Origin of the sequence: Halalkalibacter sp. APA_J-10(15) (assembly GCF_023017105.1) — a bacterium.
Taxonomy (GTDB): Bacteria; Bacillota; Bacilli; order Bacillales; family Bacillaceae_D; genus Halalkalibacter.
In genome coordinates this window covers 143,560-167,965 of record NZ_JALKEV010000002.1, presented here as the reverse complement: position 1 = coordinate 167,965, position 24,406 = coordinate 143,560, and the positions used below count along the sequence as shown (strand labels likewise).

Annotated in this window: 22 protein-coding genes; 15 read left to right on the top strand and 7 right to left on the bottom strand. The window is 39.0% G+C overall.

Annotated features, from left to right (window positions below):
• The first annotated feature begins 113 nt into the window (after positions 1-113).
• Complete coding sequence (locus MW695_RS03670; RefSeq protein WP_247103488.1) at positions 114-2,300, top strand: alpha-galactosidase; 2,187 nt, start codon at positions 114-116, stop codon at positions 2,298-2,300.
• Positions 2,301-2,419: 119 nt separating this feature from the next.
• On the opposite strand, the gene MW695_RS03665 is transcribed toward MW695_RS03670, so the two are convergent.
• The 4 genes from MW695_RS03665 to MW695_RS03650 all read right to left on the bottom strand — a co-directional run bounded on the left by MW695_RS03665 (position 2,420) and on the right by MW695_RS03650 (position 7,551).
• Entirely contained in the window at positions 2,420-3,640 is a 1,221-nt protein-coding gene (locus MW695_RS03665) for an MBL fold metallo-hydrolase (RefSeq protein WP_247103483.1), read from the bottom strand.
• Positions 3,641-3,752: 112 nt separating this feature from the next.
• Positions 3,753-5,414, bottom strand: a complete 1,662-nt coding sequence (locus tag MW695_RS03660; protein ID WP_247103481.1) for an ABC transporter permease — start codon at positions 5,412-5,414, stop codon at positions 3,753-3,755.
• Between the two features lie 3 nt (positions 5,415-5,417).
• On the bottom strand, positions 5,418-6,470 hold the full coding sequence (locus MW695_RS03655; RefSeq protein ID WP_247103479.1) for an ABC transporter substrate-binding protein: 1,053 nt from the start codon (positions 6,468-6,470) through the stop codon (positions 5,418-5,420).
• Positions 6,457-7,551, bottom strand: coding sequence for an ABC transporter ATP-binding protein (locus tag MW695_RS03650; RefSeq protein ID WP_247103472.1), 1,095 nt, complete (start codon positions 7,549-7,551; stop codon positions 6,457-6,459). The genes MW695_RS03655 and MW695_RS03650 overlap by 14 nt, the downstream gene beginning before the upstream one ends.
• Before the next feature lie 159 nt (positions 7,552-7,710).
• On the opposite strand from MW695_RS03650, the gene MW695_RS03645 reads away from it, so the two are divergent.
• Positions 7,711-8,592: a LysR family transcriptional regulator gene (locus MW695_RS03645; protein WP_247103470.1), complete on the top strand. Its 882-nt coding sequence runs from the start codon at positions 7,711-7,713 to the stop codon at positions 8,590-8,592.
• Positions 8,593-8,624: 32 nt separating this feature from the next.
• Here MW695_RS03645 and MW695_RS03640 read toward each other — a convergent pair whose 3' ends face one another.
• A complete protein-coding gene (locus MW695_RS03640; RefSeq protein WP_247103468.1) occupies positions 8,625-9,548 on the bottom strand; it encodes an ArsR/SmtB family transcription factor in 924 nt (307 codons plus the stop codon).
• Positions 9,549-9,747: 199 nt separating this feature from the next.
• On the opposite strand from MW695_RS03640, the gene rraA reads away from it, so the two are divergent.
• The 10 genes from rraA to MW695_RS03590 all read left to right on the top strand — a co-directional run bounded on the left by rraA (position 9,748) and on the right by MW695_RS03590 (position 19,890).
• Entirely contained in the window at positions 9,748-10,233 is a 486-nt protein-coding gene (rraA, locus tag MW695_RS03635; protein ID WP_247103467.1) for a ribonuclease E activity regulator RraA, read from the top strand.
• Between the two features lie 697 nt (positions 10,234-10,930).
• Complete coding sequence (locus MW695_RS03630) at positions 10,931-11,314, top strand: DUF302 domain-containing protein (RefSeq protein ID WP_247103464.1); 384 nt, start codon at positions 10,931-10,933, stop codon at positions 11,312-11,314.
• Between the two features lie 199 nt (positions 11,315-11,513).
• Positions 11,514-12,731, top strand: a complete 1,218-nt coding sequence (locus tag MW695_RS03625; RefSeq protein ID WP_247103462.1) for a CynX/NimT family MFS transporter — start codon at positions 11,514-11,516, stop codon at positions 12,729-12,731.
• A 636-nt stretch (positions 12,732-13,367) separates the two neighbouring features.
• Positions 13,368-13,736: a DUF2089 domain-containing protein gene (locus MW695_RS03620; RefSeq protein ID WP_247103461.1), complete on the top strand. Its 369-nt coding sequence runs from the start codon at positions 13,368-13,370 to the stop codon at positions 13,734-13,736.
• Positions 13,737-13,749: 13 nt separating this feature from the next.
• The gene (locus MW695_RS03615; protein ID WP_247103460.1) at positions 13,750-14,130 is read left to right on the top strand and encodes an SHOCT-like domain-containing protein; all 381 of its coding nucleotides are present in this window, start codon (positions 13,750-13,752) and stop codon (positions 14,128-14,130) included.
• A gap of 33 nt (positions 14,131-14,163) precedes the next feature.
• The gene (locus tag MW695_RS03610; RefSeq protein WP_247103454.1) at positions 14,164-15,141 is read left to right on the top strand and encodes an ATP-binding cassette domain-containing protein; all 978 of its coding nucleotides are present in this window, start codon (positions 14,164-14,166) and stop codon (positions 15,139-15,141) included.
• A 4-nt stretch (positions 15,142-15,145) separates the two neighbouring features.
• Positions 15,146-15,961 carry an ABC transporter permease gene (locus tag MW695_RS03605; protein ID WP_247103452.1) on the top strand — a complete coding sequence of 272 codons (816 nt, stop codon included), beginning with the start codon at positions 15,146-15,148 and terminating at the stop codon, positions 15,959-15,961.
• 349 nt (positions 15,962-16,310) lie between these two features.
• Positions 16,311-17,477 (top strand): iron-containing alcohol dehydrogenase, encoded by a 1,167-nt coding sequence (locus MW695_RS03600; RefSeq protein ID WP_247103450.1) that lies wholly within the window; start codon positions 16,311-16,313, stop codon positions 17,475-17,477.
• 306 nt (positions 17,478-17,783) lie between these two features.
• The gene (locus tag MW695_RS03595) at positions 17,784-19,151 is read left to right on the top strand and encodes an MATE family efflux transporter (protein WP_247103735.1); all 1,368 of its coding nucleotides are present in this window, start codon (positions 17,784-17,786) and stop codon (positions 19,149-19,151) included.
• Positions 19,152-19,662: 511 nt separating this feature from the next.
• A complete protein-coding gene (locus tag MW695_RS03590; RefSeq protein ID WP_306421063.1) occupies positions 19,663-19,890 on the top strand; it encodes a hypothetical protein in 228 nt (75 codons plus the stop codon).
• Between the two features lie 68 nt (positions 19,891-19,958).
• Here MW695_RS03590 and MW695_RS03585 read toward each other — a convergent pair whose 3' ends face one another.
• Positions 19,959-20,729, bottom strand: a complete 771-nt coding sequence (locus tag MW695_RS03585) for a class I SAM-dependent methyltransferase (protein ID WP_247103448.1) — start codon at positions 20,727-20,729, stop codon at positions 19,959-19,961.
• A gap of 55 nt (positions 20,730-20,784) precedes the next feature.
• Between MW695_RS03585 and MW695_RS03580 the strand changes: the two genes are divergently transcribed.
• The 3 genes from MW695_RS03580 to MW695_RS03570 all read left to right on the top strand — a co-directional run bounded on the left by MW695_RS03580 (position 20,785) and on the right by MW695_RS03570 (position 23,496).
• Positions 20,785-21,705 (top strand): LysR family transcriptional regulator, encoded by a 921-nt coding sequence (locus tag MW695_RS03580; protein ID WP_247103446.1) that lies wholly within the window; start codon positions 20,785-20,787, stop codon positions 21,703-21,705.
• A 224-nt stretch (positions 21,706-21,929) separates the two neighbouring features.
• The gene (locus MW695_RS03575; RefSeq protein WP_247103731.1) at positions 21,930-23,108 is read left to right on the top strand and encodes a S41 family peptidase; all 1,179 of its coding nucleotides are present in this window, start codon (positions 21,930-21,932) and stop codon (positions 23,106-23,108) included.
• A gap of 115 nt (positions 23,109-23,223) precedes the next feature.
• A complete protein-coding gene (locus MW695_RS03570) occupies positions 23,224-23,496 on the top strand; it encodes a class I SAM-dependent methyltransferase (protein WP_247103445.1) in 273 nt (90 codons plus the stop codon).
• A gap of 126 nt (positions 23,497-23,622) precedes the next feature.
• Here the strand turns inward: MW695_RS03570 and MW695_RS03565 are convergent, their stop codons facing one another.
• On the bottom strand, positions 23,623-24,315 hold the full coding sequence (locus MW695_RS03565; RefSeq protein ID WP_247103444.1) for a DsbA family oxidoreductase: 693 nt from the start codon (positions 24,313-24,315) through the stop codon (positions 23,623-23,625).
• Positions 24,316-24,406 lie beyond the last annotated feature (91 nt).

Here is a 24,406-nt window from a genome sequence, read left to right as displayed (position 1 = left end):
ATTACCCTTGATATAAGTATTTATAAGATTATATAGTGTTTAAAGAAGAAGAATTCATGTATTTTTTTTGAGCAATATAATGCTGTTTATTATTTTGGAGGGTGGAGTGAAAGATGGGGATTACCTTTGTAGAACAGACACGTACGTTTCACTTGCAAGCTAATGATATGAGTTATGTCTTTCAATTGCTAGATGGAGGCTATGTAGCTCATTTGTATTGGGGAAAAAAGGTGAATCGTTATCATCATTCGAATGCGATTCGTTATGCAGATCGTGGTTTTTCTGGAAATCCGATTGCTTCAGATCGGACATTTTCATTAGATACGTTACCGCAAGAGTATCCTTCGTTTGGTCATACTGATTATCGTCTTCCTGCTGTTCATATTCAATTAGAAAATGGCAGTACGGTGATGGATTTGCGTTATCATTCACATCGAATTGAAAAAGGTAAGCCACAATTAAATGGCCTCCCAGCTACGTATGTGGAAAATGAAGATGAGGCGGAAACTCTTGAAATTACATTGCTTGATTCGCTTACACAGTTACGAGTTGTGCTTACGTATACAGTCTTTGAGAAGTGGAATGCAATGACACGCTCTGTTCGTTTTGAAAATAATGGGAGAGAATCATTGAAAATAGAAAAAGCGGCAAGTGTGAATGTTGATTTTCGTAGTGCTAACTTTGAAATGCTTCGTTTACCAGGAGCTCATTGCCGCGAAAGGCATATTGAACAATCACCACTTCATACTGGGGTTCAGTCTGTAGAAAGCCGTCGAGGTGCAAGTAGTCACCAGCATAACCCATTTATTGCACTAGTTGATGAAAATACAACTGAAGATACAGGTGAAGTTTTTGCTTTTAACTTGGTCTATAGCGGTAATTTTTTGGCGACTGCAGAAGTTGATCAATTTTCACAAACACGAGTCACGATGGGGATTAATCCGTTTGATTTCTCATGGTTGCTTCAGGCTGGTGAGAACTTTCAAACGCCAGAAGTGGTGATGGTTTATTCTAGTAATGGTTTAACGGAGATGTCACATACATTTCATCGTCTCTATCAACAGCGTCTCTGTAGAGGAGTATTTCGTGATCTAGAACGTCCGATTTTAATTAATAATTGGGAAGCGACCTATTTTGATTTTCATGAGGATAAAATATATGACATAGCTAAAAGTGGTAAAGAGTTAGGTATAGAACTATTTGTCTTAGATGATGGATGGTTTGGTAAGAGGGATGACGATAATTCTTCCTTAGGAGATTGGTTTGTTGATGAAAAGAAATTGCCTAATGGTTTAGAAGAATTAGCACGAAAAATTACAAAGCTGGATATGCAATTTGGCTTGTGGTTTGAACCAGAGATGGTATCAGAAGATAGTGAATTGTATCGTCAGCATCCTGATTGGTGTATTCATGTTCCAAATCGAAGACGTTCGAAAAGTCGGAATCAATTAGTCTTGGACTATTCACGGCATGATGTATGTAATGAAATGATTAAGCGAATTTCGGCTATATTACAGCAAGCTCCGATTACGTATGTAAAATGGGACATGAATCGCCATATGACTGAAGTGGGGTCGGCACAGTTATCGAAAAACAGGCAGCGAGAAACAGGTCATCGTTATATGCTAGGGTTGTACCGTGTGCTAGAGGAACTTACGATAGCCTTTCCACATGTATTATTTGAAAGTTGCTCAGGTGGAGGTGGACGATTCGACCCTGGGATGCTTTACTATATGCCACAAACATGGACGAGTGATAATACGGATGCTATTTCGCGTTTGAAGATCCAATATGGAACGAGTCTTGTTTATCCAATTCGTTCAATGGGAGCACATGTATCGGCTGTTCCGAATCATCAGGTACATCGTGAAACCCCTATTGAGGTAAGGGGTCATGTTGCTATGTCAGGGAACTTTGGTTATGAGTTAGATGTGACTACGTTGTCGAGTGAGGAACACCAAGTGATTAAGGAGCAGGTAGCGTATTATAAGACGATTCGTCATATTGTTCAATTCGGTGAAATGTATCGTTTAGTGAATCCATTTAAACAGCAGGATGCGGCGTGGATGTTCGTTACAGATGATCAGTCTGAAGCTGTTTTTTCTTATGTGAAAGTGTTAGGGGAAGCGAATGAGCCATTTAAGAGAATTAAATTAAAAGGTCTCATCAAGACAAAAAAATATCACATTATAGAACTGAGTGAAAGTTACTATGGAGATGAGTTAATGAATATTGGGGTTAATATTCCCCAATTAACGGGCGATTTTCAGAGTGTAATGTGGCGCTTAATAGAGGAATGAAGCGTGCTGTGATTTTCGTCATTTGGATATAATGAGCGTAAATATAAGGGTGGTTGTTTCGCATAGAAGACGATCCATGAAGGTGTGCTCTCGTGGATCGTCTAATTGATAGGATTTCTTCACTTCACAATCATTTCTAATACATCTCCAACTTCAGCAAGTACAACATCTTCGCCTATTGCTGTAAATACTTCTTGTAAGTAGGTAATTTGTTTATTGGGACTATGACTGAAGACAATTCTCTTCGGCTTGAGATGCTTGATTTGTTCGTGTAATTCATAGACACTTGGATGGACTTTGTAACGTTTTTGCACGTATTGTGGGAATGGTTGCTTGTCTCCGATTGCCACAATTTTCTCTAGATAAGGTCCGGTACATAAGATGAGTAAATTATCCGCATTTTCTGCTGTTAATTCCTTTAAAAGTTCATGCTCTGTAAAAAGTCCAATTGAAAATGAATCGTTATGTAGCCATGTCGTTAACGGTATTGTCTGCAGCTGATTGGCAAGCTCATCTATTTGTTTGAGAGCTTGCTTCTTAACGTTGCTTTGATTGTTCATATATGCTTCAAAACTTGCTCTAATTTCTTGACTGATGGCTGTATCTGTTAGGAAGTTAGCTCTATCATTTTGAAAATACATGAGCAAGTCTTGCAATTTTCCATATATAGGCCCGTGTAGGAGAACTTTTTTCTTTAAGGTTAATGCGTGTTCAATTGCATGGTAGATTTCTTCTAAATAGGTTTGTTGTGAGCATGTTTCATTCCCGTATGCTCCGTCTAGGATCGCGATTTCTATTGGTTTTTCAATGATTGGTTGATCTGTTGTGAGGATCGGTGACTCTGTTGAGTAGTCACCAGAAAAGAAAATTTGCTCACCGTTTATTCGAAATAGGAACCAGACAGAACCAAGTGTGTGTCCACTATAACCGTATTGAAAATCAAATTGATAGTTCGGAGCCAATTGTAGCCAAGTCTGTCTTGGTAATGGTTCTAATGGTCTAAACTGCTGAGTGATAGAGCTATATCCTTGTTTTCCGTTTTGTAGTGAAGTAAGCACTTGAATCGTTTGATTGAGTGTGGCTGATGTCGCATAAATGCTTCCTTTAAAGCCAAGTTCACAAAGCAATGGAAGTGCTGCTGTGTGATCTTCATGTGAATGTGTGATGAAAACCACATCAAGACTTTCGACGATTTTTCTATTTAATAAAGGGAATCGTTTATGCTCGACATGGGCATTTTTCATAATGCCACAGTCGATTAAAATGGAAACCCTATCTGCTTGCAGGTGGAAGCAAGATCGTCCATATTCATTCACTCCACCTAAGAAAGTTACTTTCAACTAGCATCATCCTTTTTTCTCATAATCAGATTTTATAACATTCTTAGAAGTCCAATGAAGGAGATGGAAGTGGACTCAGTAAAGCCACTCGGTGTATTTCTCATATAGGTTATTAAGACTTGTAATGTTGAAAACGAGCTTTCATTTGTTCAATCACGATTAACATGATTGTTGTCATTCCGACAGTAACGAGCGCCATTGCCATTCCTAAGGAGGCAGTACCTTGTTCAAATTGTGAATAAATAAAAGTTGCTGATGTATGCATATTGGGAGGACGCAGAATTAGTGAACCTACGAGCTCTCTCATTGAAATCGTAAAGGTCATCATCCAGCCTGCTAATATACCAGGAATGAGCAACGGAATGATGATGGTTCGGATCATATAGATAGAAGAAGCGCCACTCATCTTTGCTGCTTGGAATAAAGAGTCTCCGAGCTGACCATATACGGCTTTAATATTTTGTACCGTGAAAGGTAAGTACAAAATGACATATGTGAGAATGAGCATCATCCAAGTGTTATAGATGGGTGCTGGATTCCAATACGCATTCCAAAAAAGTATGAGACCTACGACGACGACAATTCCCGGTACCGTATTAGGAGCAAGTGAGAAAAAATCCATCGTTTTCTCTTGAATTCCACGCTTTTTCATAATAATCATGGCCACCCAAATGCCGATACTGGCACTGATAGTTGCTGCAAGTGCAGCAAGCCAAATGCTATTCCACAGCGCGTCTTTGCCACTGCCACTAAATAATTCAACAAAATGACGGAGTGTCAAATTGGAAAAGCTTAAGCCATTACCTTGAATATTCATCAAAGCCGTTGATGCCACTGAAAAATATGGAACACCAATTGAAAGAAGAAGGACAAAGGCTAAGTACGCCCAAGCGAAAGCCTGTTTCTTACCTAAGCGTAAGGTCGATTGAGTTTGTCCTTTTCCTGTTACGACTTGATCGTGACGGCGGCTGACGAGCCATTGCTGTAAATACCAAATGAGCATACTAACCGATAGAAGCATTGTAGACAAAACCGCCGCTGTACCAAAATCAAGGGGCCAAATCGACGTATAACGATGGATTTCAGATGTTAAGACGTAATAGCCAATACGATTACCTAATGTGACTGGTGTTCCAAATTCTCCAATTGTTTTCACAAAGACGAGTAAGGCTCCCATACTGTAGCCTGAAAGAAACAAAGGGAAAGTAATTCTTCTTAAGCGATTAAAGAATGAACCGCCATGAATAATACCAGCTTCCTCTAAACGCCCACCAATGTTCTCCAAATTATTTCGCATAATAAGGTAAATAAATGGGAAAAGATGAAGGCTCATGACTAAAACCATTCCGAAATAAGAAAAGAACACGGGAGTAACATTGGCTAATAATGGAACGAGTTGTTCAGCGTAGCCGTTTGGTTGCATGGACAAAATCCACCCCATTGCTCCAATATATGGAGGTGTCATAAATGGGATAACGAGAACGATGTCAATCCAGCGGTGCTTCTTTAGTTCAGTTCGTGCCATGAAGAAGGCAAGAGGCGCCGCTAATAATGACGCCCCTATGACAACTCCAATTCCGAGTAAAATCGAGTTCAGGAAAATGGACCAGTAATGATCATTGGCCAACAAACTAAAAGCAGCAAAGCCTTCAAATGTCCCATCTGGCATCACACCACGTAACAAAACAAACAATAATGGCATGAAAACGAGAATGATTAATGTAAGAAAGGCAAAAGCACGATTAAGTGTTTGAAAAGTAAATAATGAATTCATTCGTTATCGGATCATCTCCATAAAGCGCTCTAATATCGTTTGTGTATGCTCCTCTAAGTAATCCCAGTCGTATTCTAACGTTGGAATGTCATCGAGTCCAAGACGAATATCAGCTGGTTCTATATCGACTCGTGCCGGGAGTAAATAAGCGTCTGCGACGATTTCCTGTCCTTTATCAGAAAGAATGAAATCAATATATGCTTTCGCCGCTTCGGGATTTTGTGTACTTTCTAAAATAAAAGCAGGGCGTGGTGTGATCATCGTGCCACTTTCAGGGAAGATAATATCCACAGGTTCGCCATTTTCCATATTGTTATAAACCATATAATCAACACCGGCCATAACGACTGAATTCGCTCCTGAAATAACCGTTTGTAATGCCGGGTTATTCGCACCTTCCATTTGAAGTCCATTTTCTTTGAGTTGTTCGAGTAAATCCCATCCGTCTTCCTCTTCTTGATTAATATATGCGGTGATGAAATCACGTGCTGTACCTGATTGAGTTGGGTCAGGGATGGCGATTTGACCGTTGAATTCATCAGAGGTTAAGTCAGACCAATCAGTTGGCGCCTCTGAAATTAAGTTCGTATTGTAGCTTAATCCTAATGCAGATGCACTAAAGCCATAAAAGTGAAACTCCTCGTCATACCAATCATCGTGAAGTGATGAGGCGTATGGTGATTCATAAGCGAGTGTGAGTTCTCTATTTTTGTAATCGATAGCTGGAGGCAAGGAGGCAAGAACTACGACATCAGCAAGAGGATTGCTTTCCTCTGCTTCGAGACGACCAAGTACATCACCTGTTGTCCCTTGAAACATATCGACTGTAATGCCTGTCTCTTCTGTGAAGGCTTCAGCTAATTGCTCAGCCATTCCTCCGGGGCCAGATGTGTAAAGGGTTAATGAGCCAGTTTCCTCATTTTGCATTTCTTCTGTGGGCTCATTGTTAGTAGGCTGTTTATTTTCATTTTCTTGTACTTCTTGTTCCGACTGGGTACATGCTGCAAGCGTGACTAGTAGTAATAGTAGAAAAAAAGATGACTTAAGCTGTTTCATGAGATAATCCCCCTATTTGGTTAATAAAATGAATCGAATCAGACATGATCGTAAAATAGATGGCTTGTCCTGGCGTTAATCGTTCGGATGAATAAGCAAATAATCGTCGCTTGTTCTTTCCGATTTGTAAAGTGACTTCATATCTTTCTCCTAAAAAACTAACGGTTTCAACTTCACCAATTTGTGCATGATGAAATGAAACTTGCGAAAGGCGTACATGTTCAGGTCGAATAACCATCGTACATTCTCCGCCGAGTGATTTGTATTTTTCTTGCTTAGCGAGTTGAATAAGGAAATCGGTGTCGATTTTCACGTAAGGTTGCTCTCCCTTATGAATCATCAAGCCATCCCAAATGGTGCCTTTTCCGATAAAAGAAGCGACTTCTTTTGAGCATGGGTAATGATAAATGTCTTCCGGTGCTCCTTGCTGCAAAATTTCTCCAGAGTTCATGACGACAACATGATCAGACATTGCCATTGCTTCATTTTGATCATGAGTGACGTAAATGGCAGTCATTTTAAGCTGTTTTACGAGTGATTGTAATAAGATTCTCATATCATCGCGTAATGTAGCATCTAGTGCGCTTAATGGTTCATCCATTAAGATGACTGCGGGGTCATTGGCAATCGCTCTAGCGATAGCAACTCGCTGTTGTTGGCCACCTGATAGTTGATGTGGATATCGCTTACTATAAGACTCAAGCTGCACATTTTTTAAGGCGGTTTTTACTTTGTCACGTAAGGCTTTTCTCTTTCCGGTTGCTTTAAGACTGTAAGCAACATTCTCATAGACCGTCATATGTGGCCAAAGAGCAAAATCTTGAAATACCATGCCGATCCCTCTTTTTTGCGGAGGGACTTGAATGTGTTTTTCGCTTGAATAGATAGTTGTATCGTTCATCATAATCGTTCCACTATCTGCCTCCTCTAGACCAGCAATGATGCGAAGTAGTGTCGTTTTTCCACAGCCTGATGGGCCTAGTAAACTAACAAATGAACTAGATGGAATTGTTAAATGAAGCGCTTTTAGTGCTTGTAAGGAACCGAAAGATTTTTCAATAGCTGTTAACTCAATCTTCAATCAAAGCTCTCCTCTCCGTCTAAATGTCTTGCTTATCTATTACGATAACGAAGAAATGTTAATAGAGTATTAACGCTTTCTTAACATCTAATTAATAAAATCAATAGGTTACGGATGTTACTATAGAAATAATCTATGGATGGACGGAGAGATTTACAAATGAACGTACAGCAGCTTGATATGTATTATAGGTTTTGCCAATGTAAAAGTGTGTCCAAGGTTGCTCGTGATTTGAACTTAAAGCAACCGACGGTTTCGTTTCATTTAAAAAAATTACGTGATTCTGTTGGGATAACGTTGTATGAGCAAAAGGGTGAGGAGATCGTATTAACATCAGCAGGGGCGATGCTTCATCAATATGCTGAAAAGATTTTGCGTCTCGTGTCTGAGACGGAGCGTGTAATGAAGGATTATCAATCGTTTAATAGAGGAGAGTTACATATAGGGGCGAGCACAATCCCTGCAAGCTACGTTCTACCCCCTATATGCAGTCAATTTTTTTCAAAGAAACCAAATGTTCAAATTACGTTACATGTCCATTCGGCACCGACTATTAAGAAAATGGTAAAGGAAAAAGAAGTCGATTTCGGTGTTATATCGACTCAGCCAATGAAGGATTCCTTGTTGGTGGAGAAAGAGATTGTGTCAGATCATCTCGTATTTGTCATATCTCATTCACATGAATATGCCATTTTTGATAAGATAACTCGCCACGATATAGAAAAGGTACCTATATATATTCACAGTTCTGGCTCAACGAGAGAGATGATTAACGAATGGGCTGAGAAAGAGAAGCTCTCTTTAAATATCCGTATGGAGCTAACGAGTATTGAAGCGATTAAGAAAATGGTCAGTCTTGGAGAAGGGGGAGCGATTCTATCAAAACGAGCAGTACAGGAAGAAGCGCAACAAAATGTGCTTACGGTTCATTCGTTACCAGAGCTTGGACATAACCGCTCTATCTCGTTAATTTATCGGAATGATCGTCCTATTAGCCCACTAATGCAAGAGTTCATGACAGATCTATTTCGTGAAGTATGAGTTAGTGATAAAAAAGGCTAAAAGTAAGTTGTTTACCTGTTAGCCTTATCCTTATGATTATAATAGAGTCTAAAAACGAGATCTTGATTGTAATTGCCAAAGCCTGATCCAAAGAGGGTGAGCCCGCCGACATGAGCAGCGTCTTCTTTAACGGATATCCGAAAAGACCATTGCTTATTAAGAACATTGACATCATAAATGGTTGATGAAGAGATTTGTTGACCATCTATATATGTACCATCTTTGGAGATACGCAATATTTTTAAGATGCCATACTGGTTAATAATTCGCGGCCACCAGTCTGGTGTATATTTCCCTGGGCGATCTCCATAATCACCTGGACTTGTCCACGTTCCAATTTGGACATCATTTAATTCAAACGTAATATCAGAAGGCCAATGATCATTTGTAAATGGTGCTTCTGACGATAGTTCAAATGAAATTTCTAGCTCCTCGGGCTCCTGAGTAGAAAGAAGGAAGTTCGGAATTTTGTATTCGACAAATCCTTGACTAAACCAAAGAATTTTCGCATTAACTCGTTGTGGATCAAGAAAATAACGAGGTTCGTCAAATTCACCTACATACTTTTCTGTTGTCGCTAAACCGCATGTCGGCTTGACAAAGAAATCAGTATAGTGGCCGACCGAAACTTCGGTATGATAGAAGTCTTTTTTTAATTGTTGATGGTTTGGAAAAAGGATTTCGATTTTTTCAGTATTTAATATACATCGCTTTTGCACCCCGCCTTTTCCAGGAATCATTTCTGTACGAATGATTCCCGCCTTTTCTAATTTTTTTATGTGCATTGTCATGATGGCACTACTTAAATTTGAGGCTTCGGCCAATTCTCGAATATTCATCGATCTATTGGTAAGGTGTTGAATTAGGGCGAGGCGAACTTTACTGGCTAGTGCCTCATAGACAGGAAGTGATTGTTGAGAGATATCTAACTGCATCTATTTCCTCCGTACGTCATATAATTAATGTTAATGTAAATAATGATACATGGTTGTTAATATTTTAACAAGGCTATTTGATTAATTGCTTAAATTTTTGTGTGTACTCATAAATTAACTTTTTCATAATTGAAAATATGATAGAATGGAGCTAATATAACTGTATATGTAATATATTATTCTTTTAGGAGGGACTCTTTTGAGTTTTCATACTTCTCAATTATGTGATCAAAATAATGGACAAATCGTTGTTGCTGAAAGTTCGCTTCTTCAATATTACGGTAATAAGAAAGCCTTTTCAGGACGAGTTGTAACGGTGAAAGTATATGAAGATTATGGATTAGTAAAAAAGGTCGTTGAATCAGCTGAAGAGGGGAGTGTGATCGTCATACATGGCTCTGGATCAAGACGATCCGCGCTAATTGGAGCAGAGCTTGTTCGAATTAGTATTGAAAAGAAAGTATCTGGATTGATCATTTATGGATGTATACGTGATTCTGCGATGATCGATCAGATGGATATTGGAATAATGGCGATAGGAACGATACCCGTACTAAGTTCATGCGAAGGTTCAGGGGAAACAAACATTGCTTTTCACTTTGCGAGTGTTGATTGGAAGCCTGGGCAATATGTATATGTTGATCAAGATGGTGTCGTCGTTTCGGATGAGGACCTTTTACTATAAAGAATATATTCTTTCAGACCATAGACAAACCGCCTTTGAAAAATGATTCTCAAAGGCGGTTCTATTGTTGGTGACATTTGAGGAGGCGAATTTCCTTTTTTTCACTAGAAAAAGCGGACGGGATGGGAGGGCCGACTCCTGCAGGAAGAAAGGGTAGGTTGAAATCCACCGGCGCAGCCGGTTAGTTCAACTCCCGCCTGCGGAAAGCGTGCCCCCCATCCCGGTAGCGAGGACGAAGAGCCGCACCCTGACTACTAATCAAAAAAACCTGTCTACATGTCTCGCTTTTACGAGACTTTGTCGACAGGCTGAAAGAATATATTCTTTATTAAGTGTTTTATAGACTTGTTTCTATAGAACACTTTTTTATAGGTAATATTAAGAGATTTTGAATAACAAAGTATGGTGAATTGTTTTCGGATGAGATCGGTGCTCAAGAATGAAAGTTAATGTCATATTACGAAGGATTCTTAGTAGTAATCGTTCAGTCCAATTTTTGACGATCAACTTAGTCACTCCTTTCAAATTACATATCACCAGTTTTAAGAATAGTATCCTTTGAAAAAATTAGAATAGGAAAATGTAAAAAAATATGAGAAATTACCTGACTTTTTAGATAATTGAATAAAGCCTTTTCAAACAGGGTAAAGGTCTTTAACAAAGTAGATGAATATGTTGATAAGGAGCTGTTTTTATCATGTTTGATTATACGGTTGAATCTTCTAATAGCTTTCAAGAAACGGTGGAGCAATTACAAAAGGCATTAATGGAAGAGAAATTTGGCGTTTTATATGAGTTTGATTTGCAGGCGAAGCTTAATGAAAAAGGGCTTCAATATAATGAGTCGTATACCGTTTTTGAAGTGTGTAATTCAATTGAAGTGAAAAGGATGCTTGAAATTAATAAGTTATCAGGTTATTTTCTACCATGTAAGATTACAGTTTATCGAGATGGAGATCGAATAAAAGTCGGGATGCCAAAGCCATCTGTACTACTTAGAAGCTTAAAAAATGAGGAATTAAATGCAGTCTCGGATGAAATTGAAAGTAGGCTGATGTCGGCCATTCAAAAAAGTATTTAAAAGACTCATAGAATGTTGATAAGCAAAGGGATGAATCAGTTTCCTTTGCTTTTTTAATTTCCTTGAAAAAAATATTAAAGTTTGGCTGTGTTAAGGGCAATGTAGTTAGCGTATGTTTGTAAAGTAAGTCCACAGATTATCCTCTTCTCCTCTTGCTGTTAAAGGATAGAAACGTTAGTGTAGAAAAGGAGAGTGAGGAATGAACAATATGAAAAAGAAAAAATGGAATAAATGGATTTTTATCATAGGTTTAGTATTTGTTGCATTAAATTTACGCCACGCCATTACGTCAGTTGGACCAGTCATTCAAGATATACGGAATGATACGGGGATTTCAAATGGGGTCGCAGGCATGTTAACAACCGTTCCATTACTGGCGTTTGCTTTCTTGTCACCATTTGCTCCGAAAATCGGACGGAGACTCGGCAATAATGGTGCTGTTTGGTTAGGGTTATGGATACTTGGTATTGGTATCGTCATTAGGCCATTTGATTCGGTCTCTTTTTTATTTATAGGTACGGTTTTAGTAGGAGCGGGTGTTGCGGTAGTAAATGTATTACTACCAGGTATAGTGAAAAAAAGCTTCCCAGCTAAAGTAGGCTTGATGACGGGACTTTATACGATGTCAATGGGAATGGCAGCAAGTCTTGGTTCAGGTTTGAGTGTGCCGATGTCACAGCAGCTAGAATTAGGATGGCAGAATGGACTACGGTTTTGGGGTCTTTTTGTCTTAATCGGGCTGATTGCTTGGCTGCCGCAGCTAAGAAACGCCTCCCGTTCCAGTCAACTATTAATGGACAAATCAGTCAAATCAAGTCTATGGAAATCGAAATTGGCGTGGCAAGTCACGCTATTTATGGGCTTACAGTCGTTATTATTTTATTGTATGATTTCGTGGTTACCTGAAATTTTAACAAGTCGAGGAATAGAGTCTGTTTCAGCAGGGTGGTTTGTGGCAGGGATGCAGTTGATTGGTTTGCCAGCTACATTGCTAGCTCCTGTTCTGGCTGATCGTTTACGAGATCAAAAAGGAATTGTATTCGTGATTAGTCTCTGCTCTTTTATTGGAATCGGTATATTATTAATTGATGTTCAGACTGTTTGGTTAATTGGTTTGAGTGTTCTCATGATGGGTGTTGCTTTTGGAGCTAGCATTAGTATGGCATTATCTTTTATTAGTTTACGGACACGCACGTCTGATCAGGCTGCTAATCTTTCTGGAATGGCGCAATCGATTGGCTATTTGTTAGCGGCAAGTGGACCATTAATGCTTGGTTTTCTCTATGATTGGCTAGCATCATGGAATGTGTCATTGTTGGTTCTTTTGGCAATAAATGTCATTATGCTCATTGTTGGTGTGGGTGCAGGACAAGCGAAGTATGTGTTTGATGAGGAAAATGAGAATACATCTGCATAGGTAAAATAATTATGGTGACTACTATTGAGCAATTTAGAAGAAGTGTATGTAAATATAGCTGCTATTATGAGATGAGGAGGCCACTGGAAAAGTACAAATTAACGAGGTCACTGAAAAAGTCCTTTCTAGTAACTCAAGGAAGAGTAATGGCTCCGCTCGTTGCGCGCCTTGCTATGAGAAACCCACTCATTGCAAGGCTTTCAAAATCGGGCAACGGCTACGCACATTACTTCAAAGCCACTGAAAAAGTTAAAACCAAACTTTTTCAGTGGCCTCCAAATTAACTTTTTTTAGCATCTTTGATTTGATTAGAAATAGCTCATATCAGGATTTTCAAAAAAGGCAACGGTTTCGTCTATGATTTAAAGGACACTGGACTGAGAGGAAAGAATCTAATGTTCAAATTATCAATTTTATGTTTTGAGAGAGTGGGCTAATTTAGAAAGATACGCCATTTTTTAAAAAGGCATTCATGATAACATTTGGATGCTTTTTTAGTCTGTCCAGCACCATTTAATTTAAAATATTAACTTAACAATTAAATAAATTAATATTTTTTATGTAAATAATAAAAATAATTATTTACTTTTTATTTTTATTGGATTAAACTAACAATTGAAGAAGGAGCTGATCGAAATGGCATATCCAATCATCACATCTTGTCCTGTATGCAGTCATACGATGAAAGTAACGAAGCTTCATTGTACGCATTGTCATACAACGATTGAGAATCAATTCGAACTTTCAAAATTTGCAGCATTGTCCAAAGAGCAGCTTCACTTTGCAGAAGTTTTCATTACTTGTCGAGGGAATATTAAAGAGGTTGAAAAAGAGTTAGGCATTTCTTACCCTACTGTTCGTGGTAAGTTAACAGAGATCATATCAGCACTAGGCTATGAACAAGAAAAGAAAACGGTCTCAGCTGATAAGAGTAAGGTGATTCAAATGCTAGAAGATGGTGAAATTTCATCAGAGGATGCCATTAAATTATTGAAAGAGGAATAGGAGAGTGGGATTGATGAAGGACGAGATTGCGAAGGTGCTGAACATGGTTCAAGAGGGGAAGATTGATGCCAAAGAAGGCACGGAATTAATTGAGTTGTTGAAGCAGGAGGAAACAGAAACGGCAACGAAACAATCAGAGTATTTAAAGAAAACATTGAAAATCCGCATACATTCAGAAGACAATGAAAATGTTTCAGTTAATTTACCGATCAAGCTTGTAAAAGTTGTTCTAGTAGCAGGACATAGTATTGCATCGAAAATTCCTCAATCTGAGCAATATGTGAAAGACCTTGACATTGGTCTTATTATTGAAGCAATAGATAATGAGTTAGAGGGTCAAATTGTCGATGTGAAATCATCGAATGGAGATACTGTATCTGTCATTATTGAATAGAGTGTTAAATACATTGAAAGAAGAGAGGAAGGGATGTCATTGGATCGTTCCAACTATGCGATTGAAGCTAATGGATTAGTGAAGGTGTTTGGGAAGAATCGAGCTGTTGATGGTGTCGATTTAAAGGTGAAGGCTGGTACTGTATATAGTATTTTAGGGCCGAACGGTGCCGGGAAAACAACGACCATTCGCATGCTAGCAACATTATTGAAATCAGATGGGGGTTCAGCAAAAATACTCGGACATGATTTAAAGTCAGACGCGAAGAAAGTACGGAGTCGTGTAAGTTTAACGGGACAATTTGCTTCGATTGATGAGGATTTAACTGGCTATGATAATTTAAGAATGATTGCTAGGTTGATGGGTTATTCAAGACAAAAGGCGAAAGCTCGCGCAATTGAATTGTTACGTGCATTTGGCCTTGAAGAAGCAGGCAAGCGACAAGTGAAAAAATATTCAGGTGGAATGAGAAGAAGAATTGATATTGCAGCAAGTATCGTTGTAACACCGGATCTTTTGTTTCTTGATGAGCCAACAACTGGATTAGATCCACGGAGTCGAAATCAAGTGTGGGATATTGTAAGAGTATTAGTCAGTACAGGAACGACAGTGTTATTGACGACGCAATATTTAGATGAAGCTGATCAGTTAGCCGATCGTATTGCCGTCATTGACCGTGGTAAGGTCATAGCTGAGGGGACGAGTGGAGAGCTGAAAGCCTCGATTGGCTCAGGGATGCTACATGTTAGATTATTAAACCCGGAACAACGTCCCGAAGCTGAGAAATTGTTGCACGAGCATTTGCAGGCTGAGATACAAGTAGTATCAGATCCAGCAGCGCTTTCTGCGAGAATTAAGGATAGTGAAAAGGCAGCACATGCTTTGGCAGAGCTAGCCAAAGCTGGGATTGGAGTCACAGATTTTTCATTAGGTCAACCGAGTTTGGATGAAGTGTTTCTTACTTTGACAGGTCGACCAGCTGAAGATGAAGAGCAAGAGGAGGAGGTGTAGAGCGATGAATTCAAATATAAATGAAACGTTAAAAACAGCCATAGCCAATGGAGAACGGCCGAAACGTGCACGTGGCTGGACTTCGACCTTTGTTTTTACGTGGCGTGCGATTTTGAAAATTAAATACGTACCTGAACAGTTGTTTGATGTAACAATGTTTCCGATAATGTTCACGTTAATGTTTACATATTTATTTGGCGGAGCGATCGCTGGTTCTACGAGTGAGTATTTGCAATTTTTATTACCTGGTATTCTCGTTCAAACCGTTGTGTTTACATCGATTTATACGGGGACAGCATTGAATACAGATATTTCAAAAGGAATTTTCGATCGGTTTCGATCCTTGCCGATCTGGGGGCCATCACCACTAGTCGGTGCTCTTTTAGCTGATACGGTGCGTTACTCGATTGCATCAGCGATTGTCATCGTATTAGGACTTATTTTAGGCTTCCGACCAGATGGTGGTACACTTGGCGTTTTATTAGGAGTGTTGTTGCTTCTTATTTTCGCCTTTAGCCTATCGTGGATCTTTACCGCACTTGGTCTAGTGATGCGGACACCAAATGCGGTAATGGGTGTTAGTATGGTTGTCCTGTTCCCATTGACATTTGCGAGTAATGTGTTTGTTGATCCGGCAACGATGCCAGGGTGGCTACGAGCGTTTGTTGATGTCAACCCGATCACTCTTCTTGTCACAGCGATTCGTGGTCTGATGCAAGGAACGGTAACAGCAGGGGAAATAGGTGTCGTGCTTTTATTTAGCTTAGTACTCATTGTTATTTTTGCACCATTGACGATGCTTTTGTATCGAAAGAAATAAGCAAGACTACTGTTGAGATCATTTTACGTATAAGAGATCGAGAATGAAATCTTTGTGATTCTATTCGCGGTCTCTTTTGTTTTAGAAAATTCTTGGCTGTGCGCGGGCTCCTAAGAGCTGGTATGTTGAAATGGATGACGGGCTTACTGCTACTGATGCTAAACTAACTTTAAAAAAAGTTTGGATTGGAAAACAAGGAATGTGCAAATAGATGATGAGTCATCTTCTGATTCAATGAAAATGAACATAAACTATTAGAGTGTTCACTCGTTTCTCCATATGCCAGGTGTAGCCGTTTGCATTTTTTATTAGGATCGGCGTATGATAGGTTCGAAGGGAGATGACATCAATGCAGAATTTTGAATTTCAAAATGGAACAGCGATTATTTTTGGAAAAGATCAGGAGCAGGTTGTTGGCAAACAGACTGCTGCTTTTGGAAAGAAGGTTCTTCTTCATTATGGAGGCGGAAGTATAAAGAAGAGTGGGTTATATGACCGTGTAATTTCTTCATTAAAGGCCGAGGGGATTGAGGTTTTCGAGTTAGGTGGAGTGAAGCCGAATCCGCGTGTTGATTTAGTACGTGAAGGCGTTTCGATTTGTAAGAAGGAAAGCATCGAGTTCATTCTTGCAGTTGGTGGTGGAAGTGTGATTGATTCTGCAAAAGCGATTGCAGCAGGGGCATATTATGATGGCGATGTGTGGGATTACTTTATTGGAAAAGCTGAAGTGGATCGATGTTTGCCGATTGGCGTAGTGTTAACGATTCCTGCTGCCGGAAGTGAAACAAGTAATGGGACCGTTATCACAAATGAAGATGGCATGTACAAACGCTCGACAGGTCACCAAAATATGAGACCAGAATTCGCGATATTAAATCCGGAGCTTACCTACACATTACCTGCCTATCAAACGGCATGTGGTCTTACAGATATGATGGCTCATATATTAGAGCGTTATTTCACAAATGAACAGCACGTTGATTTAACGGATCGTCTATGTGAAGGTACATTACGGTCGATCATTGTAAATGCTCGTACGGTTATTGATGAACCGGTCAACTACGATGCACGTGCAGAAATTATGTGGGCCGGAACGATTGCTCATAATGATTTATTAGGAACAGGTAGAATCGGTGATTGGGCAAGTCATGAAATTGAGCATGAGATTAGTGGAATTTATGATATTGCACACGGTGCAGGGTTAGCGATTATTTTCCCTGCTTGGATGAAATATGTCTATAAGCATAACGTGAACCGTTTTGCTCAATATGCAAATCGAGTGTGGGATGTTGAAATCGATCTTAATGATTTAGAAAAAACGGCATTAGCTGGTATAAAAAAGACCGAGGAATTCTTCCACTCAATTGGTATGCCAATTCGGTTAAATGAGGCTGATATCGACCGTACACACTTTGATGAGATGGCCAAAAAGGCGACTGATCGTTGCCCGTTAGGGAATTTCGTCAAGCTAGAAGCGAATGATGTACATAAGATATATGAACTGGCTTTAGATTAGAATAGGGAGTGTATGGCTGATGCTATTTTCAGCTATGCACTCTGTTTTTGTTTAGGGGGCACGGCAATCAATACCGGCACTCTGTGAAGAAACAGAGGTGGGTCAAGGGAAGTAGCAAATTTCATTACGACAGACTTCGATAAAGAAAATCGTAATCGCGTTTTTTAAAATAAATCATATAGTTTTTCTAGCTTCAATGACGTAATGGATATGGTAAAATGTCTGCTATTAAATAGAAACGATCTTCTTTTTTTTTGAAAGCGTTTAAATAAGAGGATGAAGAGCGAAGGTGTATATACTGTGTCTATGAAACAATCTACGAATCATATGAAGCATGTGACGTTATTTGCGATTACATGGCCGATTTTTATTGAAGTATTTTTACAAGCGATGATGAAGTTTTCGGATATATTTATGCTGAGCTTTATTTCTGATGAGGCTGTTGCTGCAATTGGTGTTGTAAACCAAGTCATGATGTTTACTTTTGTCTTATTTAATTTTACTGCAATGGGCTCCGGCGTTGTTGTAGCTCAGTTTGTTGGCGCGAGAAAGAAAAAGGATGTTAGCTTAACGATTGCTAATGCAATTATCATTAATTTGTTATTTGGGTTATTTATTAGTGTGATGGTCGTACTGTTTCGTCAGCAGTTTCTTACACTATTCAACTTAGAGCCTGAGCTATTTGAGTATGCTGATATCTATATGTTGATTGTTGGCTCTGCACTATTTACACATGCTCTTGTTTTAACGATTTCTGCTGTGTTACAAGCAATGGGGTTTACGAAGGATGTCATGTATGTTGTCCTAGCGATGAACGCTTTAAATATCGTCGGGAATTATTTATTTATATTCGGAGCATTAGGTGTACCTCAATTAGGGGTGATGGGGGTTGCGATTGCGACTGTTGTTTGTCAGGCGTTAGCATTGGTCACACTTTTCGTTCTTCTCTATCGTCGTGTAGAGGTGCGAATTAGTTGGGCTGATTGGTTAAAGGTTAAGGTCGAGTATGTCAAAAAAATTATGGCAATTGGTGTACCGGCAGCTGGTGAGCATTTGTCCTTTAATATGAGTCAAATCGTTATTACGATTTTTATTACTTTGATTGGTGCAACAGCTTTGGCGACGAAAGTATACACGCAAAATTTGCTTATGCTCATGGTTGTTTTTTCGATGTCGATTTCAAAAGGAATGCAAATTTACATCGGTCAACTTGTTGGAGCTGGATTGAAAGAAGAGGCATATCGTCAAATGTTTCGTGGCTTACGAGTCGCTTTGACCATTGCTGTTATAGTGGGCATTACTGTCGCTTTTTCTGGAGAGATTTTGTTTGGATTTTTTACAGATGATGCTGAAATTATTGCACTTGGCTCTATTTTGTTATTTATTGGGGTGTTATTAGAGCCTGGGCGAACTTCAAACTTAGTGATCATTAGTGCACTACGGGCTTCAGGTGATGCACGATTCCCTGTATTAATAGGGATTGCTTCAATGTGGGGAGTGAGCGTATTGCTATCGTATATATTAGGTATTCATTTAGGCTATGGATTAATTGGAATATGGATTGCGATGCTATTAGATGAATGGCTACGTTCGGTCTTAATGTTCTTTCGCTGGCGCAGTCGGAAATGGATGAGTAAAGGGTTAGTTGAAAAGGAGGATCGATCATCGGCATAATGGCGAACAAGGAAAAATATTGAAACCCTTTGTTGAGCTAGAACGTCTAATTGATGGGAGTGATTGTACTATGGAAAAATGCACTTTGTTATGTATCGTAATAAGCCTTGCATTAGTTGGATGTTCTCACATACAAAAGAGTGAAGAAGATTTAGATATACTTAAAAGCGCTGTACGCTACGCAAAGCAAGAACCAGGCATAGTCAATGTGTCCCAACATCAGTATCAATTTTGTATTGATGAATTACCTATTTTCTATGGATTACAGAAGATTCTGGGATAATTATGAATGCTAATCATACACATACTATTTTTACTTTATCAGATCAATCGGTTGATGAAGTAAATGCATTTATTGTTAAACATGAAAATCGGCAATAATCGGGTGGCTTGAATTGGAAACCTGTATTCAATTAACAAAGGGGGAATAGACGTAGTTGAATTACTTAATATCGGTAGCCTTGTGCTCGGGCTAATTGCTTGGATACTTCCTATTGTCACTTTCATACGTATGAACAATCTCGATGATCATAGTGTGTTGACACTTATTGTAACGAGCATCAGTGCTTGTGCCATTTCACTATGCTTTCAGATTTTTAGTATCAATCATCTTGTAACAATTGAGGATTGGTCTGCTCTTATGGACACACTTGCATTTGTCGCAGCTGTTCTTCTAATCGTTACAATCATTTTAAATGTCATTAATCTTCTAATTTATCGTCATAGGTTAGTGAATTAGAAGATGAGTGGATATGTGGTTGTTAGGGGGAAAGCTAGAAGAAGCCTCTACCCCTACCTTACCTTATACTAGTCTTTAATCCCAACAACTCGAATTCGTTTATAGTCTGCGATCCAACGGTTGTTCGTAAATAACGTGTTCCTGAGATTCTTTTCTATGCTCGCATAAATCCGTTCTTTTGTTTCGGTAGTAGCATGTTTAAACATTTCTACTGCGAACATATCGAGCCAATTTCTTAACCCATCATTTCCTTCTAAGGGAGTCGGTCTATGAAAATGCAAAGCAACACTGACATAAAATCCTACTTCTTCCATTAAAGTAGTGTATTCACCTATACTTGGGAAGTGCCAAGGGAACTGTTCAGAGTGATAGGTGACACCAGAGAGCTTTAATTGGTGGATTATTTCATTTGTAATCGTTTGAACATTTCCTTTACCACCAAACTCAGCTACAAACCTCCCCCCAGGCTTTAAGCTATTATAGATGCAAATGAGTGCTTGTTTGGGTTCTTTCACCCAGTGAAGTGTTGCGTTTGAAAAAACAGCATCGAATTCATTTTTGTCAGACAAACTCAACACGTCTTTCACAACGAAAGGGATATGTGGGTATTTGTTCAAAGCTTGATTAATCATATTTGCTGATTGATCAACACCGATGACGTTTACACCATTCTCATATAGCGTATTTGCTAAATCCCCTGTCCCGCATCCGATATCAAGTATTCGTTCCCCTTCCTCATGTGCTAAAAATTTAATTAACTCATTTCCAAATTCAGATACAAATGAATGGTTTCCGTCATATAATCCAGCATTCCACTGATCCTTAATTTGATTCTTCATGTTTGCTCTCCTCTCTTTTACTGTTTTATTGAATTATATGGTACAAGGTATATAATTGAAATTAACAAAAAAAATCAATTTTAATAACAGATCGTTATTAGAGGTGAAGGTGATCGGATTGGATATTAAGTGGTTCAAAACATTTATCATATGTGCAAAGTTTGAAAATTTCAGAAGAGCGTCAGAGGAGCTATTTCTCACTCAACCTGCGGTAACAAAGCATATTAAACGCCTTGAAGAGCATCTGAATAGCCAGTTGTTCAATCGAATAGGGAAAAACGTGAATTTGACGCAAGCAGGGTATAAATTTCTACCTTATGCAATGGAATTTATAGAAACGTATGAACGAGGGATGGAGCATTTTGAATCATGGAAGCAAGGCTATCATCGTAAATTAGCGATTGCGGCTGCCCCTCAAATTGCTTCATCCTTCTTACCCTCGTTGTTACGAGTTTTTATGGATGAAAATTCTGATATGGAAGTATCTATAGATGTTATTAAATCATATGAAATTGGCGATGCTATCAGTTCAGGAAGGGCTGATATAGGGTTATCAAAAGTAAAGCCTTTGCAAGCAAATGTTGAGGTTGAAGCATTTGAAGAGGAGAGAGTCATTTTAGTTGGATCGACTAGACATACAGGTGCAATGGCGGAAAGCGAAGCATTAACGTCGTATAGACTTATCACACATAATCATCCAGACTATTGGGATTCTTTATTAAATGAAATTAAGAGACATTATCCAATGATACGAACGATGGAGGTGAATCAAATCGAAGGGACGAAGAAATTGATTGAGAATGGACTAGGTGTTTCCTATTTACCTTATTCCATGGTCCAAGATGAGATAACGAGTAATCAATTGCTAGAAATACAACCTGAAAAAGTCTCAACCCCTACGTCTGCAACATACATTTTAACAAGAGTCGATACATATGAAGTGAATCGTTTTATGCAGTTTTTGAAGGGTACTTAATACGTTTTCAAAAGGTGACCATGAGGGAAAAGTATAGATCGAGAATACATTTATCATATGATTGAATTTGGTCAATGGAAACTGCTAGTGCACATAAATAATAGTCATATCGCTTAGGTATGGCTTATTTTATTCTTGTAATTGTTATAAAACTCACTCAAAAAAAGGGATTTCATCTCATATGAAGAATATGTAAATTAGTCGAAAGGGGTGTGGTGAATGTAATGATTTCTTTAGAGGAACGGCTATTTCTTATATCAAAAGCCTATGCAATCATCTCTAAATATTTTGCTCACTGGGAGGATGCGCGGATCGCCGAAAATCAATTAGATGATACGTATCAGCAGTATTTATCGAAGGCTGTACATATGGAAGGTAGCTCTGAGTTTATGAAGCTTATGCTAGAGTTCTTAGCGTTATTTAATAATAAACATACCGTTTATTTTGATCGTTCATTAGCCCCTGCTATTTGTTGGGAGAAGCTTGAAGAAGCGATACCATTAGGAATTTCAATGAAGCTACTTGATGATGATTGGATTGTTGTTGATAGTGTGGTGAGAGAGATTCATCCAGGAGATAAAGTGATGAAGATAAATGAAAAGCCAATTAATAGTTGGATTAAGACGCTTAAATGCTATTTTCCAGAATTGAATTCCTCATCACAAGTCGCTCGTGCGCAAATACTTTGGACGTTACTATATCCAAGTGACGAATATTTGATTGAATTAGTGGATCAATTCGGACAAGTGAAACGTGTAAAAGTGGATTCAAAAGAAGGCTATAGAAAGCAATGTGAACCGATATCGCAATGGTTAATAAAAGGTGAAATTGCTTATTTGAAAATTCCTTCATTTGCAAAGCAAAGCTATGAAGCACAAGTGCTAGACGATCTAAACCGATTTAGTAACGCAAAAACGATTATGATTGACCTTCGCGGTAATCAAGGCGGAAGTACACCATCTAGGCTAGTTGCCAAATTAATGAATCAAAAATGGAGATGGTGGTCGATCGAGACGACTTTGCCTATTCCAGATGATGTTGATTTAACGTGCTACTATGAACCAGCTCGTGGTGCTTATGATGGAGATGTAACTTTTATAGTTGATCGTGAAACAGCTTCTGCTGCGGAAGACTTGATCGTTCCATTCAAGGATAATCGTCGAGCATTGATCGTCGGTGAGACGACTGCGGGTTCAACAGGACAACCGTATCATTATGAAACAGAGCGCTATTTTCTATGTGTTGGTGCTATGAGAGCACGGATGCCCAATGGGGATCGATTCGAGGGTATAGGGATTGAACCTGATATTAAGGTGCAGCTGACGAGAGCAGATTTATATGAACATCAGGACAGTAGTCTAGTCACAGCGCTTCACTATCACAAGCAGCTAACTAATAGCTAGAAAGGACATAGTATGGCTCAAGAAATGTTTCTTTCTAGATCCCCCGATGCCGGATGTAATCAAGCAATGGGAGTATTATATTGCCAAGCTGGCTATTCAAGACAATGATCAATGATTGGATGTCGGTTGTCATATAGGAGATACTGAAAAATTAATCGTGGATCAGCATCCAAAGATTCATAGTATCATCGGTCTCGATTATGATGAGAAACGAATTAACCGAGCCGAGAAAAGGTGGGAGCAGGATGAGAAGAAGATTACCTTTGTTCAAGGAGATGCTACTGCTCTTTCATTTGAAGATAATCGATTTGACAAAGTGATATGTGCAGAAATGTTAGAGTGGGTCAAGGAGCCATTGCGGGTTATTAATAGAGGCTTGGTTGGCTGAGCTGGATGAACTTTCTCAGTTGAATCAATATTTTTTCTCGATTAATCGAAATATGTGTCTTTGTACGAAGTAAGTCTTTTAAGAGGGATGCCCAAGGTAAAAAAATATACCTTTTAGGGCATCACCTTACACACTACACCCATCATTGTCGCATGTACCTTCTCCATCTGCTTGCTTTTGTGTTAATAGTTGATCTTGTTCAAGGATTTGTTTAATGGATTGAACGAAGACGTCTGTTGGTTGTGCCCCTGTAATCGCATATTTTTGATTGATCAGGAAATAAGGCACGCTGCGAATACCGTATTCGCTTGCTTGCTGCTCATCTTTGCGAACAAGCTCAGTCATTTCTTTGCTTTCAAGTAACGCAGAAACGGCTTCCTGTTCGAGTCCAACCTCTGTAGCAAGCTGAATTAGGGTCGAACGATCGCCAATATGCTTGCCTTCAGAAAAGTGAGCATGCAATATTCGATCGGTCATCTCTTGCATTAGCCCCTTTTTGTGAGCGTATAGCGCGAGACGGTGCGCATCGAACGTATTTGTGACAACCATTTGGTCAAAGTTGAAATTTAACCCCACCTGAGCAGCCATTTTCTCCACATTTTCAGTATTAGCTCTTGCTTCTGCTATACTCATTCCGTACTTTTTTGCGAGCTTTTCATATATCGTTTCTTTTGATTGAACGTCAGCGTCAGGGTCTAATTCAAAGCTACGATAAACAACTTCAATTGGCTCTTCGATTTGTTTCAAAGCTTCTTCGAGGCGTCGTTTACCAATATAGCAAAAGGGACAAGCGAAATCTGTCCACATTTCAATCATCATGTTACATCCTCCTTTTGTAAATGGTTTATTGTTAGTATACAGAGAGTATCTTCTAGAGTCCAAAATATTGATTGGAGGACGCGAGTATGAT

What these genes read in the sequence shown, in the direction of transcription:
- MW695_RS03645 (WP_247103470.1), top strand. Translation starts at nt 7,711, where the DNA reads ATGAACGTACAGCAGCTTGATATGTATTATAGGTTTTGCCAATGTAAA.
- MW695_RS03640 (WP_247103468.1), bottom strand. Translation starts at nt 9,548, where the DNA reads ATGCAGTTAGATATCTCTCAACAATCACTTCCTGTCTATGAGGCACTA.
- MW695_RS03605 (WP_247103452.1), top strand. Translation starts at nt 15,146, where the DNA reads ATGAATTCAAATATAAATGAAACGTTAAAAACAGCCATAGCCAATGGA.
- MW695_RS03565 (WP_247103444.1), bottom strand. Translation starts at nt 24,315, where the DNA reads ATGATGATTGAAATGTGGACAGATTTCGCTTGTCCCTTTTGCTATATT.
- MW695_RS03590 (WP_306421063.1), top strand. Translation starts at nt 19,663, where the DNA reads ATGAACAATCTCGATGATCATAGTGTGTTGACACTTATTGTAACGAGC.
- MW695_RS03575 (WP_247103731.1), top strand. Translation starts at nt 21,930, where the DNA reads ATGATTTCTTTAGAGGAACGGCTATTTCTTATATCAAAAGCCTATGCA.
- MW695_RS03585 (WP_247103448.1), bottom strand. Translation starts at nt 20,729, where the DNA reads ATGAAGAATCAAATTAAGGATCAGTGGAATGCTGGATTATATGACGGA.
- MW695_RS03610 (WP_247103454.1), top strand. Translation starts at nt 14,164, where the DNA reads ATGTCATTGGATCGTTCCAACTATGCGATTGAAGCTAATGGATTAGTG.
- MW695_RS03655 (WP_247103479.1), bottom strand. Translation starts at nt 6,470, where the DNA reads ATGAAACAGCTTAAGTCATCTTTTTTTCTACTATTACTACTAGTCACG.
- MW695_RS03625 (WP_247103462.1), top strand. Translation starts at nt 11,514, where the DNA reads ATGAACAATATGAAAAAGAAAAAATGGAATAAATGGATTTTTATCATA.
- MW695_RS03660 (WP_247103481.1), bottom strand. Translation starts at nt 5,414, where the DNA reads ATGAATTCATTATTTACTTTTCAAACACTTAATCGTGCTTTTGCCTTT.
- MW695_RS03595 (WP_247103735.1), top strand. Translation starts at nt 17,784, where the DNA reads ATGAAACAATCTACGAATCATATGAAGCATGTGACGTTATTTGCGATT.
- MW695_RS03630 (WP_247103464.1), top strand. Translation starts at nt 10,931, where the DNA reads ATGTTTGATTATACGGTTGAATCTTCTAATAGCTTTCAAGAAACGGTG.
- MW695_RS03670 (WP_247103488.1), top strand. Translation starts at nt 114, where the DNA reads ATGGGGATTACCTTTGTAGAACAGACACGTACGTTTCACTTGCAAGCT.
- MW695_RS03615 (WP_247103460.1), top strand. Translation starts at nt 13,750, where the DNA reads ATGAAGGACGAGATTGCGAAGGTGCTGAACATGGTTCAAGAGGGGAAG.
- MW695_RS03600 (WP_247103450.1), top strand. Translation starts at nt 16,311, where the DNA reads ATGCAGAATTTTGAATTTCAAAATGGAACAGCGATTATTTTTGGAAAA.
- MW695_RS03620 (WP_247103461.1), top strand. Translation starts at nt 13,368, where the DNA reads ATGGCATATCCAATCATCACATCTTGTCCTGTATGCAGTCATACGATG.